The organism is Streptomyces sp. STR69 (assembly GCF_024519455.1).
Taxonomy (GTDB): Bacteria; Actinomycetota; Actinomycetes; order Streptomycetales; family Streptomycetaceae; genus Streptomyces.
On the sequence record NZ_JALJRY010000040.1, the window covers coordinates 40,607 to 53,350 of the forward strand.

The following is a 12,744-nucleotide window of genomic DNA, read 5'->3' on the forward strand; positions in this document are numbered from 1 at the left end:
TCAGACCGCCCTCATCAGCAGGGTCGCGGCGACGAGGATGGCCGCACCGCCGAACATCGAGACCGCGTACGACCGCGCGTAGCCGTTCTGCAGCTTGCGCAGCCTTCCGGAGAGGCCGCCCATCGAGGCCGCCGTGCCGTTGACGACGCCGTCGACCAGGGTGTGGTCGACGTAGACCAGGGAGCGGGTGAGGTGCTCGCCGCCGCGCACCAGGACGACGTGGTTGAAGTCATCCTGGAGGAGGTCGCGGCGGGCGGCCCGGGTGAGCAGCGAGCCGCGCGGGGCGACGGCCGGGACCGGACGGCGCCCGTACTGCGCCCAGGCGATCCCGACGCCGATGACGAGTACGACCATGGTGGCCAGGGTGACCGTCAGGGCGCTGACCGGGGAGTTGCCCTCCTCGTGGCCGGTGATGGGCTCCAGCCAGTGCAGGAAGCGGTCGCCGATGCCGAAGATGCCGCCGGCGAAGACCGATCCGAAGGCCAGCACGATCATCGGGATCGTCATCGTCCTCGGGGACTCGTGCGGGTGCGGCTCGTTGCCGTTCTCGTCGGGCTGCCAGCGCTTCTCTCCGAAGAAGGTCATCAGCATCACGCGCGTCATGTAGAACGCCGTGATGGCCGCGCCCAGCAGGGCCGCACCGCCGAGGATCCAGCCCTCGGCGCCGCCCTTCGCGAAGGCCGCCTCGATGATCTTGTCCTTGGAGAAGAAGCCGGACAGGCCCGGGAAGCCGATGATGGCGAGGTAGCCGAGGCCGAAGGTGATGAAGGTGACCGGCATGTACTTCCTGAGGCCGCCGTACTTCCTCATGTCGACCTCGTCGTTCATGCCGTGCATGACCGAACCGGCGCCGAGGAAGAGCCCGGCCTTGAAGAAGCCGTGCGTCACCAGGTGCATGATCGCGAAGACGTAGCCGATGGGGCCGAGTCCGGCGGCGAGCACCATGTAGCCGATCTGCGACATGGTCGAGCCAGCGAGGGCCTTCTTGATGTCGTCCTTCGCGCAACCGACGATCGCACCGAAGAGGAGCGTGACGGCGCCGACGACGGTGACGACGAGTTGGGCGTCGGGCGCCGCGTTGAAGATCGCTCCGGAGCGGACGATCAGGTACACGCCGGCGGTCACCATGGTCGCCGCGTGGATGAGGGCGGAGACCGGGGTCGGGCCCTCCATCGCGTCGCCGAGCCAGGACTGCAGCGGCACCTGGGCGGACTTGCCGCAGGCGGCGAGGAGCAGCATCAGGGCGATGCCGGTGAGCTTGCCCTCGGAGGCGTCACCGACGTGACTGAGGACCGGCCCGAAGGCGAAGGTCCCGAACGTCGTGAACATCAGCATGATGGCGATCGACAGGCCCATGTCGCCGACCCGGTTGACCAGGAAGGCCTTCTTCGCGGCGGTCGCCGCGCTGGGCTTGTGCTGCCAGAAGCCGATCAGCAGGTAGGAGGCGAGACCGACGCCTTCCCAACCGACGTACAGAAGCAGGTAGTTGTCGGCGAGGACGAGGATCAGCATCGCCGCGAGGAACAGGTTCAGATAGCCGAAGAAGCGGCGGCGGCGCTCGTCGTGCTCCATGTACCCGACCGAGTACAGATGGATGAGCGAGCCGACACCGGTGATCAGCAGGACGAAGGTCATCGACAGCTGGTCGAGGCGGAAGGTGACGTCCGCCTGGAAGCCCTCGACGGGGACCCAGGTCCACAGGTGCTGCATGAGCGTCCGGTGCTCGGCGTTCTTCCCCAGCAGGTCGGTGAAGAGGACGACACCGATCACGAAGGAGGCGGACGACAGGAGCGTGCCGATCCAGTGGCCGACGGCGTCGAGCCGCCGGCCGCCGCACAACAGTACGACCGCTCCGAGCAGAGGCGCCGCTACCAGCAGCGCAATCAGGTTCTCCACGATTCAGCGACCCCTCAGAGCTTCATCAGGCTGGCGTCGTCGACCGAGGCCGAGTGGCGGGAACGGAACAGCGACACGATGATCGCGAGCCCGACCACGACCTCCGCGGCGGCGACGACCATCGTGAAGAAGGCGATGACCTGACCGTCGAGATTGCCGTGCATCCGGGAGAAGGTGACGAACGCGAGATTGCAGGCGTTGAGCATCAGCTCGACGCACATGAAGACGACGATCGCGTTCCGCCTGATCAGTACGCCGGTGGCGCCGATCGTGAACAACAGGGCGGAGAGATAGAGGTAGTTGACGGGGTTCACTTCGACGCCTCCTCGGTCCGCTTGAGGTTCGCCGGCGCGATCTCGGTGCGCTCAAGGCGCTCCTCGGCGCGCTGTTCCAGGGCCCGCAGGTCGTTCAGCGCCTCGCTGGACACGTCACGGATCTGGCCGCGGTCACGGAGCGTCTTGCTGACCGTGAGCTCGGACGGGGTGCCGTCGGGCAGCAGGCCCTGGACGTCCACCGCGTTGTGCCGGGCGTAGACGCCGGGGGCCGGGAGCGGCGGGACGTGCTTGCCCTCGCGGACGCGCTGTTCGGACAGCTCGCGCTGGGTCTTGGGCCGCTCGGTGCGCTCGCGGTGCGTGAGAACCATGGCGCCGACGGCGGCCGTGATCAGCAGGGCGCCGGTGATTTCGAAGGCGAAGACGTACTTGGTGAAGATGAGGGCGGCCAGGCCCTGCACGTTGCCGTTCGCGTTGGCCGTGCTCAGGCCGTCGAACTGGTTGAGCGAGGCGTTGCCGATACCCGCGAAGAGCAGGATGCCGAAGCCGAGCCCACAGAGAAGGGCCAGCCAGCGCTGGCCCTTGATGGTCTCCGTCAGGGAGTCGGCGGCCGTGACGCCGACCAGCATCACCACGAAGAGGAACAGCATCATGATCGCGCCGGTGTAGACGACGATCTGCACGACGCCCAGGAAGTAGGCGCCGTTGGCGAGGTAGAACACCGCCAGGATGATCATGGTCCCGGCGAGGGAGAGGGCGCTGTGCACGGCCCTCTTCATGAGGATGGTGGACAGGGCGCCGATCACCGCGACCGTGCCGAGGACCCAGAACTGGAAGGCCTCGCCGGTGGAGGTGGAGTAGGCGGCGGCGAGCTGCGGACTCATGCTCCCACCCCCTCTTCCTTGGGCTTCTCGCCCTTGGAGACGGCTACTTGGGGCACCGTGCCGGGTGCGGCCTCCGTCACCAGGCCCCGGTAGTAGTCCTGTTCGTCCATCCCCGGGTAGATGGCGTGCGGGCTGTCGACCATGGTGTCGTCGAGGCCGGCCAGCAGCTGTTCCTTGGTGTAGATGAGGTTGGCGCGGCTGCTGTCGGCCAGTTCGAACTCGTTGGTCATCGTCAACGCGCGCGTGGGGCACGCCTCGATGCACAGGCCGCACAGGATGCAGCGGGCGTAGTTGATCTGGTAGACGCGGCCGTACCGCTCGCCCGGCGAGTAGCGCTCCTCGTCGGTGTTGTCGGCGCCCTCCACATAGATGGCGTCGGCGGGGCAGGCCCAGGCGCACAGCTCGCAGCCGACGCACTTCTCCAGGCCGTCCGGATGGCGGTTGAGCTGGTGCCGTCCGTGGAACCGGGGGGCTGTGGTCTTCTGCTGCTCCGGGTACTGCTCGGTCAGCCGCTTCTTGAACATGGCCTTGAAGGTCACGCCGAAGCCGGCCACGGGGTTCTGGAAACCGGGTGTGGTCTCCTTGGGCTCCTCAGCCATCGGACGCCTCCTTTCCATCCAGAGATCCGTCACTGCCAGTATCCGAGCCACCACTGACAATCAGCTCCCGCTCGCGTCGCGAGGGGCGCCGAGGCACCGGTGGCAACTCCTGTCCCGGCAGCGGCGGTACGGGGAATCCGCCCGCCATCGCGTCGAACCCGGCGGGTTCCTCGGCCAGTCGCGCGTCGTCCTTGGCCTTCTGGCGGAACATGTCCGCGATGAAGGACAGCAACAGCAGGGCGAGTACACCGCCGCCGATGTAGAGGGCGATGTCGGCGAAGTCGTAGTTCTGGTTCCTGAGGGTCCGCACGGTCGCGACGAGCATCAGCCAGACCACGGAGACCGGGATCAGGACCTTCCAGCCGAGCTTCATCAACTGGTCGTAGCGCACGCGCGGGAGGGTGCCGCGGAGCCAGATGAAGAAGAACAGCAGCAGCTGGACCTTGATGACGAACCAGAGCATCGGCCACCAGCCGTGGTTCGCGCCCTCCCAGAAGGAGCTGATCGGCCACGGGGCCCGCCAGCCGCCCAGGAAGAGCGTGGTCGACACCGCGGAGACCGTCACCATGTTCACGTACTCGGCGAGCATGAAGAGCGCGAACTTGATGGACGAGTACTCGGTGTTGAAGCCGCCGACCAGGTCGCCCTCGGACTCCGGCATGTCGAAGGGGGCTCGGTTGGTCTCGCCGACCATCGTGATGACGTAGATGATGAAGGAGACCGGCAGCAGGATGATGTACCAGCGGTCGTGCTGTTGTTCAACGATCGTCGAGGTCGACATCGACCCGGAGTAGAGGAACACCGAGGCGAACGCGGCACCCATGGCGATCTCGTAGGAGATCATCTGGGCGCAGGAGCGCAGGCCGCCGAGGAGCGGGTAGGTGGAGCCGGAGCTCCAGCCCGCGAGAACGATGCCGTAGATGCCGACCGAGGCGACCGCGAGGATGTAGAGCATCGCGATCGGCAGGTCGGTGAGCTGCATCGTGGTGCGGTGGCCGAAGATCGACACCTCGTTGTCGGCGGGCCCGAAGGGGATCACCGCGATCGCCATGAAGGCCGGGATGGCCGCGATGATCGGCGCGAGGATGTAGATCACCTTGTCCGCGCGCTTGACGATCAGGTCTTCCTTGAGCATCAGCTTCACGCCGTCGGCGAGCGACTGGAGCATGCCCCAGGGGCCGTGCCGGTTGGGGCCGATGCGCAGCTGCATCCAGGCGACGACCTTGCGTTCCCAGACGATCGAGAACAGCACGGTGATCATCAGGAAGGCGAAGCAGAACACCGCCTTGACGACGACCAGCCACCAGGGGTCGCGGCCGAACATCGAGAGGTCTTCCGCGGCGAGGTACAGATTGCTCATGCCTCCACCTCCTTGGGGGCCTCGCCCGCGAGCGTGGCCGGGCCGATGCGGACGAGTGCGCCGGGCAGCGCCCCGGTGTCGGAGGCGACGCCCCCGCCGGCGGAGTTCAGCGGGAGCCAGACCACGCGGTCGGGCATCTCGGTGATCAGCAGCGGGAGTTCGACGGTTCCGGAGGCGCCGGTCACGGCGAGCGCGTCGCCGTCCTTGACGCCCGCCTCGGCGGCCGTGGCGGCCGACACGCGCGCGTGGGCGGCGTGCCGAGTGCCGGCGAGCGCGTCGTCGCCCTCCTGGAGCGCGCCCTGGTCGAGCAGCAGCCGGTGCCCGGCGAGCACGGCCTCCCCGGCGGCGGGCCGGGGCAGCACACCCGCGGTCTCCAGCGGTTCGGTGGCGCGCGGTCCGTCCCAGGCACCGAGCCGGTCCAACTCCGCACGCGCGGTGCGCAGATCGGGCAGTCCCAGGTGTACGTCCATGGCGTCGGCCAGCATGTGCAGGACGCGCGCGTCGGTGGGGGCGAGGGTGCGGGTCATCTGTTCGGGCTTGAGCGCGGCGTCGAAGAAGCGGACCCTGCCCTCCCAGTTGAGGAAGGCGCCCGCCTTCTCGGCGACCGCGGCAACCGGAAGGACGACGTCGGCGTGTTCGGTGATCTCGCTGGGCCGCAGTTCGAGCGACACCAGGAAGCCGACCTCGTCGAGTGCCGCACGCGTGCGTGCCGGATCGGGCAGGTCGCCCGGCTCCACACCCGCGACGAGCAGCGCCCGCAGTTCACCACCGGCGGCGGCCTCGACGATCTGACCGGCGTCGCGGCCGTAGCGGTGCGGGAGTTCGGCGACACCCCAGGCGGCGGCGACCTCCTCACGCGCGCGCGGATCGGTCGCCGGACGCCCGCCCGGCAGCAGTGACGGTAGCGCCCCCGCCTCGATGGAGCCGCGCTCCCCGGCCCGGCGCGGAATCCACACCAGCCGGGCGCCGGTCGCGGAAGCGGCCCGTACGGCGGCGGTGAGGCCCCCGGCGACGGCGGCCAGCCGCTCGCCCACGACGATGACCGCACCCTCGGTGCGCAGCGCCTCGGAGGCGCGGGCTCCGTCATCCTCCAGGCCGACCCCGCTCGCAAGCGCGTCCAGCCACTCGGTCTCGGTGCCGGGAGCGGCGGGCAGCAGGATGCCGCCCGCCTTCTCCAGCCCGCGCGTGGCGAACGTGGCCAGCGAGAACACCCGCTGCCCGTGCGTGCGCGAGGCCTTGCGCAGCCTCAGGAAGACGCCGGGCGCCTCCTCCTCGGACTCGAACCCGACCAGCAGAACGGCGGGCGCCTTCTCCAGGGAGGTGTACGTGACGCCCGTACCGTCGAGGTCCCGGCCGCGTCCGGCGACCCGGGCGGCCAGGAAGTCGGCCTCCTCGCTGCTGTGCACGCGCGCGCGGAAGTCGATGTCGTTCGTGTCGAGCGCCACGCGCGCGAACTTGCTGTACGCGTAGGCGTCCTCGATGGTGAGCCGGCCACCGGTCAGGACACCGGTGCGGCCCCGCGAGGCGAGCAGGCCCTGCGCGGCGATCTGCAGCGCCTCCGGCCAGGAGGCCGGGACGAGTTCGCCCTCGGGGTTGCGGATAAGCGGCGTCTCCAGCCGGTCGCGCTGCTGCGCGTACCGGAAGCCGAAGCGCCCCTTGTCGCAGATCCACTCCTCGTTGACCTCGGGGTCCACGGCCGCCAGGCGCCGCATGACCTTGCCGCGCCGATGGTCGGTGCGGGTCGCGCAGCCCCCGGAGCAGTGCTCGCACACGGAGGGCGTGGAGACCAGGTCGAAGGGGCGGGAGCGGAATCGGTACGCCGCCGAGGTCAGCGCGCCCACCGGGCAGATCTGGATGGTGTTCCCGGAGAAGTACGACTCGAAGGGGTCGCCCTCACCGGTGCCGACCTGCTGCAGCGCGCCGCGCTCCAGCAGCTCAATCATCGGGTCGCCCGCGATCTGGTTGGAGAAGCGGGTGCAACGGGCGCACAGCACGCAGCGTTCGCGGTCGAGCAGTACCTGGGTGGAGATCGGGAGCGGCTTCTCGTAGGTCCGCTTCCTGCCGTCGAAGCGGGACTCGGCATTGCCGTGGGACATGGCCTGGTTCTGCAGGGGGCACTCGCCGCCCTTGTCGCAGACCGGGCAGTCCAGCGGGTGGTTGATGAGGAGCAGTTCCATCACACCGTGCTGGGCCTTCTCGGCCACGGGCGAGCTGAGTTGGGTCTTGACGACCATGCCGTCCGTGCACGTGATCGTGCAGGACGCCATCGGTTTGCGCTGTCCCTCGACCTCGACGATGCACTGACGGCAGGCGCCGACCGGGTCGAGGAGAGGGTGGTCGCAGAACCGGGGGATCTCGATGCCGAGTTGCTCGGCGGCGCGGATGACCAGAGTGCCCTTGGGCACACTGATCTCGGCGCCGTCGATGGTCAGCGAGACGAGATCTTCCGGCGGGACCGCCGCCTCCCCTCCACCGGAGGGAGCGCTCGTGGTCACCGTCATGCGTTCACCTCCGTGCGGTCGGCCCAGGCCGTGGACTTGGCCGGGTCGAAGGGGCAGCCCCGGCCCGTGATGTGCTGCTCGTACTCCTCGCGGAAGTACTTGAGCGAGGAGAAGATCGGCGAGGCGGCGCCGTCGCCGAGGGCGCAGAAGGACTTGCCGTTGATGTTGTCGGCGATGTCGTTCAGCTTGTCGAGATCGGACATCGCGCCCTTGCCGGCCTCGATGTCACGCAGCAACTGCACGAGCCAGTACGTCCCTTCACGGCACGGTGTGCACTTGCCGCAGGACTCGTGGGCGTAGAACTCGGTCCAGCGGGTGACGGCACGCACGACGCAGGTCGTCTCGTCGAAACACTGCAGAGCTTTTGTGCCGAGCATGGAACCCGCGGCACCCACTCCTTCGTAATCAAGAGGGACGTCGAGGTGCTCGTCGGTGAACATCGGCGTGGAAGAACCGCCCGGCGTCCAGAACTTGAGGCGGTGTCCGGCGCGCATCCCGCCGCTCATGTCGAGCAGTTGGCGGAGTGTGATGCCGAGCGGCGCCTCGTACTGACCGGGACTGGTGACATGGCCGCTGAGCGAGTAGAGCGTGAAGCCCGGAGACTTCTCGCTGCCCATCGACCTGAACCATTCCTTGCCTTTTTGCAGAATGGCGGGAACTGACGCGATCGACTCGACGTTATTCACCACAGTCGGGCACGCATAGAGGCCCGCGACGGCAGGGAAAGGGGGACGGAGCCGCGGTTGACCACGGCGGCCTTCGAGCGAGTCGAGCAGTGCGGTCTCCTCACCGCAGATGTACGCGCCGGCGCCCGCGTGCACGGTGAGCTGCAGGTCGAGCCCGCTGCCCAGGACGTTCTCGCCGAGGTAGCCCGCCGCGTAGGCCTCACGCACGGCCTCGTGCAACCGCCGCAATACGGGGACGACTTCACCACGCAGATAGATGAAGGCATGCGAAGACCTGATGGCATAACACGCGATAACAATGCCCTCGATGAGGCTGTGCGGGTTCGCGAAGAGGAGCGGGATGTCCTTACAGGTTCCGGGCTCCGACTCGTCGGCGTTGACAACTAGATAGTGTGGTTTTCCATCCCCTTGGGGAATGAATTGCCATTTCATTCCGGTGGGGAAGCCGGCGCCACCGCGACCGCGCAGACCGGAGTCCTTCACATACGCGATGAGGTCGTCCGGCGACATGGCGAGCGCCTTGCGGAGCCCCTCGTATCCCTCGTGCCTTCGGTACGTGTCCAGAGTCCAGGACTCGTCCTCGTCCCAGAAGGCCGACAGCACGGGTGCGAGCAGCTTCTCGGGGCTGTGGTCTTTCAGTTCGGGTGCCAAGGTCATCACTCCCCCTCCTCGGCGACAGGCCCCGCCGGGTGGGCGGGGTCGGAGGCCGACGTGTCCTGCGGCGCATCGTGCGAACTGAGGTGCTCGGTCGTCGGCGACTGGTCCTGCGGCACTGCGGAGGAGCCCCGCGGATGGACCACGCGCGCGGGTGCGGTCTCTCCCCTGGCCAGGCGGAGGCCCACCAGCGACGCGGGTCCCGCACCGCCGCTTGCCTCGACGGCCCCGGGCCGCTCGTCGGGGAAGCCGGCGAGGATCCGCGCGGTCTCCTTGAAGGTGCACATCGGCGCCCCGCGCGTGGGCTCCACGGGTGCGCCCGTGCGCAGGTCGTCGACGAGGCGCCGGGCGCTGGCCGGGGTCTGGTTGTCGAAGAACTCCCAGTTGACCATCACCACCGGCGCGAAGTCGCAGGCCGCGTTGCACTCGATGTGCTCCAGGGTGACCTTGCCGTCGCCGGTGGTCTCACCGTTGCCGACGCCCAGGTGCTCCTGGAGGGACTCGAAGATCGCGTCGCCGCCCATCACCGCACACAGGGTGTTGGTGCAGACCCCGACCTGGTAGTCGCCGCTCGGGCGGCGCCGGTACATGGAGTAGAAGGTCGCCACGGCTGCGACCTCGGCCGTCGTCAGGTCCAGCAGCGTCGCGCAGAACTGCTGCCCTGTGCGCGTGACATGACCTTCCTCCGCCTGCACGAGATGCAGCAACGGCAGGAGGGCCGAGCGGGAGTCCGGGTAGCGGGCGATGATCTCCCGCCCGTCGGCCTCCAGCCGGGCCCGGACGTCGTCCGGGTAGGCGGGCGCGGGCAGTTGGGGCATGCCCAGACTGACGCCCTGCTCCGAAGAACTGGTGGTCACCGGTCGACGCCTCCCATCACGGGGTCGATGGACGCGACGGCGACGATGACATCGGCGACCTGGCCGCCCTCGCACATCGCCGCCATGGCCTGAAGGTTGGTGAAGGACGGGTCCCTGAAGTGGACCCGGTAGGGGCGGGTGCCTCCGTCGGACACGGCGTGCACCCCGAGTTCGCCCTTGGGCGACTCGACCGCCGCGTACGCCTGTCCCGGCGGGACGCGGAAGCCCTCGGTCACCAGCTTGAAGTGGTGGATCAGGGCCTCCATGGAGGTGCCCATGATCTTCTTGATGTGGTCGAGCGAGTTGCCCAACCCGTCCGGCCCGAGCGCGAGTTGGGCGGGCCAGGCGATCTTCTTGTCGGCGACCATGACCGGTCCGGGCTGCAGCCGGTCCAGGCACTGCTCGACGATCCTCAGCGACTGGCGCATCTCCTCCAGGCGGATGAGGAAGCGGCCGTAGGAGTCGCAGGTGTCTGCGGTCGGGACGTCGAAGTCGTACGTCTCGTAGTCGCAGTACGGCTGCGCCTTGCGCAGGTCGTGCGGCAGACCGGTGGAGCGCAGGATCGGGCCCGTGGCACCGAGGGCCATACAGCCGGCCAGGTCGAGGTAACCGACGTCCTGCATACGGGCCTTGAAGATGGGGTTCCCGGTGGCGAGCTTGTCGTACTCCGGGAGGTTCTTCTTCATCTTCTTCACGAACTCGCGGATCTGGTCCACCGCTCCGGGCGGCAGGTCCTGGGCGAGTCCGCCGGGGCGGATGTACGCGTGGTTCATCCGCAGGCCCGTGATGAGCTCGTAGATGTCGAGAATCATTTCACGATCACGGAATCCGTAGATCATGATCGTGGTGGCGCCGAGTTCCATACCGCCGGTGGCGATGCACACCAGGTGGGAGGACATCCGGTTCAGCTCCATCAGGAGCACCCGGATGATCTTCGTCCGCTCGGTGATCTGGTCCTCGACGCCGAGGAGTTTCTCGACGGCGAGACAGTAGGCGGTCTCGTTGAAGAAGGACGTCAGATAGTCCATGCGCGTCACGAACGTGGTGCCCTGCGTCCACGTGCGGTATTCGAGGTTCTTCTCGATACCGGTGTGGAGGTAGCCGATGCCGCAGCGGGCCTCGGTGACCGTCTCGCCGTCGATCTCCAGGATCAGACGGAGCACACCGTGCGTGGAGGGGTGCTGGGGCCCCATGTTGACGACGATGCGCTCGTCGTCGGCCCGGGCCGCGGACTGGACGACCTCGTCCCAGTCGCCACCGGTGACCGTATATACGGTCCCCTCGGTGGTCTCGCGCGCCGAAGCGGCCGAAGCGGATGCTGACTGCGTGCTCACGAGTACGACCTCCGCTGGTCCGGAGCCGGGATCTGGGCGCCCTTGTACTCGACGGGGATGCCGCCGAGGGGGTAGTCCTTGCGCTGCGGGTGGCCCGGCCAGTCGTCCGGCATCATGATCCGCGTCAGCGCCGGGTGGCCGTCGAAGACGATGCCGAAGAAGTCGTAGGTCTCGCGCTCGTGCCAGTCGTTGGTCGGATAGACCGAGACCAGCGACGGGATGTGCGGATCGCTGTCCGGGGCGCTGACTTCGAGGCGGATCAGCCGGTTGTGGGTGATCGAGCGCAGGTGGTAGACGGCGTGCAGTTCGCGGCCCTTGTCATGGAGATAGTGGACCGCGCTCACGCCCGTGCAGAGCTCGAAGCGCAGGGCCGGGTCGTCGCGCAGGGTCTGGGCGACGCGGAGCAGGTGCTCGCGTTCGATGTGGAAGGTGAGTTCGCCGCGGTCGACGATCGTCCTGTCGATCGCGTTTCCGGGCAGCAGTCCCTGTTCCTCCAGGGCGCCCTCCAACTCGTCGGCGACCTCGTCGAACCAGCCGCCGTAGGGCCGGCTGGACGCTCCGGGGAGGCGGACCGAGCGGACCAGGCCGCCGTAACCGGACGTGTCACCGCCGCTGTTGGCGCCGAACATGCCGCGCTGGACGCGGATCTCCTCGCCCTCGCCGCGCTGGCCGGGGAGGTTGGAGGCGCCCGGATCCTGCTCCGGGGCGGCTCCGTTGGTGCCGTTCGCGTCGCTCACCGCAGCAGGCCCTTCATCTCGATGGTGGGCAGTGCCTTGAGCGCCGCTTCCTCCGCCTCGCGGGCCGCCTCCTCGGCGTTCACGCCGAGCTTGGAGGACTGGATCTTCTGGTGGAGCTTGAGGATCGCGTCCATCAGCATCTCGGGCCGTGGCGGGCAGCCCGGGAGATAGATGTCGACCGGGACGATGTGGTCGACGCCCTGCACGATCGCGTAGTTGTTGAACATGCCGCCCGACGAGGCGCAAACCCCCATGGAGATCACCCACTTGGGGTTCGGCATCTGGTCATAGACCTGCCGCAGCACCGGCGCCATCTTCTGGCTGACCCGGCCCGCGACGATCATCAGGTCCGCCTGGCGCGGAGAACCGCGGAAGACCTCCATGCCGAAGCGCGCCAGGTCGTACCGTCCGGCGCCGGTCGTCATCATCTCGATGGCGCAGCAGGCGAGTCCGAACGTGGCCGGGAAGACGGACGCCTTGCGCACCCACCCCGCGGCCTGCTCGACGGTGGTCAGCAGGAAGCCGCTCGGCAGCTTTTCTTCGAGTCCCATGAGTTAAAGGCCCCTCAGTCCCATTCCAGGCCGCCGCGCCGCCATACGTACGCGTACGCGACGAAGACGGTGAGCACGAAGAGCAGCATCTCCACGAGCCCGAAAACACCCAGGGCGTCGAAGGTGACGGCCCAGGGGTAGAGGAAGACGATCTCGATGTCGAAGACGATGAAGAGCATCGCCGTCAGGTAGTACTTGATGGGGAAGCGCCCGCCGCCGGCCGGCGTGGGGGTCGGCTCGATGCCGCACTCGTACGCTTCGAGCTTGGCCCGGTTGTAACGCTTCGGACCGATCAGCGTGGCCATGACCACGGAGAAGATCGCAAAGCCTGCCCCGAGGGCTCCCAGTACGAGGATGGGCGCATACGCGTTCACCGCTCCTCGCTCCTCTCAGTCGGCACTGACTGCTGGCGA

At 68.1% G+C, this 12,744-nt stretch carries 12 protein-coding genes; all 12 read right to left on the minus strand.

What is annotated here, in order from left to right:
* From nuoL to OC490_RS44355, 12 genes are read right to left on the minus strand one after another with little or no spacing between them, the layout of a single operon-like run.
* Positions 1-1,896, minus strand: coding sequence for an NADH-quinone oxidoreductase subunit L (nuoL, locus tag OC490_RS44300; protein WP_262063738.1), 1,896 nt, complete (start codon positions 1,894-1,896; stop codon positions 1-3).
* Positions 1,897-1,910: 14 nt separating this feature from the next.
* Positions 1,911-2,210 (minus strand): NADH-quinone oxidoreductase subunit NuoK, encoded by a 300-nt coding sequence (gene nuoK, locus OC490_RS44305; RefSeq protein ID WP_019074282.1) that lies wholly within the window; start codon positions 2,208-2,210, stop codon positions 1,911-1,913.
* Positions 2,207-3,052 (minus strand): NADH-quinone oxidoreductase subunit J, encoded by an 846-nt coding sequence (locus OC490_RS44310; protein ID WP_262063739.1) that lies wholly within the window; start codon positions 3,050-3,052, stop codon positions 2,207-2,209. Before OC490_RS44310 ends, nuoK begins: the two co-directional genes overlap by 4 nt.
* On the minus strand, positions 3,049-3,651 hold the full coding sequence (gene nuoI, locus OC490_RS44315) for an NADH-quinone oxidoreductase subunit NuoI (protein WP_262063740.1): 603 nt from the start codon (positions 3,649-3,651) through the stop codon (positions 3,049-3,051). Before nuoI ends, OC490_RS44310 begins: the two co-directional genes overlap by 4 nt.
* Positions 3,644-5,011, minus strand: coding sequence for an NADH-quinone oxidoreductase subunit NuoH (gene nuoH, locus OC490_RS44320; RefSeq protein WP_262063741.1), 1,368 nt, complete (start codon positions 5,009-5,011; stop codon positions 3,644-3,646). Before nuoH ends, nuoI begins: the two co-directional genes overlap by 8 nt.
* On the minus strand, positions 5,008-7,512 hold the full coding sequence (locus OC490_RS44325) for an NADH-quinone oxidoreductase subunit G (RefSeq protein ID WP_262063742.1): 2,505 nt from the start codon (positions 7,510-7,512) through the stop codon (positions 5,008-5,010). Before OC490_RS44325 ends, nuoH begins: the two co-directional genes overlap by 4 nt.
* Positions 7,509-8,855, minus strand: a complete 1,347-nt coding sequence (gene nuoF, locus OC490_RS44330) for an NADH-quinone oxidoreductase subunit NuoF (protein WP_043682568.1) — start codon at positions 8,853-8,855, stop codon at positions 7,509-7,511. Before nuoF ends, OC490_RS44325 begins: the two co-directional genes overlap by 4 nt.
* On the minus strand, positions 8,855-9,709 hold the full coding sequence (nuoE, locus tag OC490_RS44335) for an NADH-quinone oxidoreductase subunit NuoE (protein WP_262063743.1): 855 nt from the start codon (positions 9,707-9,709) through the stop codon (positions 8,855-8,857). The genes nuoF and nuoE overlap by 1 nt, the downstream gene beginning before the upstream one ends.
* On the minus strand, positions 9,706-11,043 hold the full coding sequence (locus OC490_RS44340) for an NADH-quinone oxidoreductase subunit D (RefSeq protein ID WP_262063744.1): 1,338 nt from the start codon (positions 11,041-11,043) through the stop codon (positions 9,706-9,708). Before OC490_RS44340 ends, nuoE begins: the two co-directional genes overlap by 4 nt.
* Positions 11,040-11,780, minus strand: coding sequence for an NADH-quinone oxidoreductase subunit C (locus tag OC490_RS44345; RefSeq protein WP_262063745.1), 741 nt, complete (start codon positions 11,778-11,780; stop codon positions 11,040-11,042). The genes OC490_RS44340 and OC490_RS44345 overlap by 4 nt, the downstream gene beginning before the upstream one ends.
* The gene (locus OC490_RS44350) at positions 11,777-12,331 is read right to left on the minus strand and encodes a NuoB/complex I 20 kDa subunit family protein (protein WP_007383964.1); all 555 of its coding nucleotides are present in this window, start codon (positions 12,329-12,331) and stop codon (positions 11,777-11,779) included. The genes OC490_RS44345 and OC490_RS44350 overlap by 4 nt, the downstream gene beginning before the upstream one ends.
* 14 nt (positions 12,332-12,345) lie before the next feature.
* Positions 12,346-12,705: an NADH-quinone oxidoreductase subunit A gene (locus OC490_RS44355; protein WP_007383963.1), complete on the minus strand. Its 360-nt coding sequence runs from the start codon at positions 12,703-12,705 to the stop codon at positions 12,346-12,348.
* Positions 12,706-12,744: the final 39 nt, after the last annotated feature.

Bases quoted from the DNA above. Each gene is read 5' to 3' on its own strand.
- OC490_RS44310 (WP_262063739.1), bottom strand. From the start codon at position 3,052: ATGAGTCCGCAGCTCGCCGCCGCCTACTCCACCTCCACCGGCGAGGCC.
- nuoI (WP_262063740.1), bottom strand. From the start codon at position 3,651: ATGGCTGAGGAGCCCAAGGAGACCACACCCGGTTTCCAGAACCCCGTG.
- nuoH (WP_262063741.1), bottom strand. From the start codon at position 5,011: ATGAGCAATCTGTACCTCGCCGCGGAAGACCTCTCGATGTTCGGCCGC.
- OC490_RS44325 (WP_262063742.1), bottom strand. From the start codon at position 7,512: ATGACGGTGACCACGAGCGCTCCCTCCGGTGGAGGGGAGGCGGCGGTC.
- nuoF (WP_043682568.1), bottom strand. From the start codon at position 8,855: ATGACCTTGGCACCCGAACTGAAAGACCACAGCCCCGAGAAGCTGCTC.
- OC490_RS44350 (WP_007383964.1), bottom strand. From the start codon at position 12,331: ATGGGACTCGAAGAAAAGCTGCCGAGCGGCTTCCTGCTGACCACCGTC.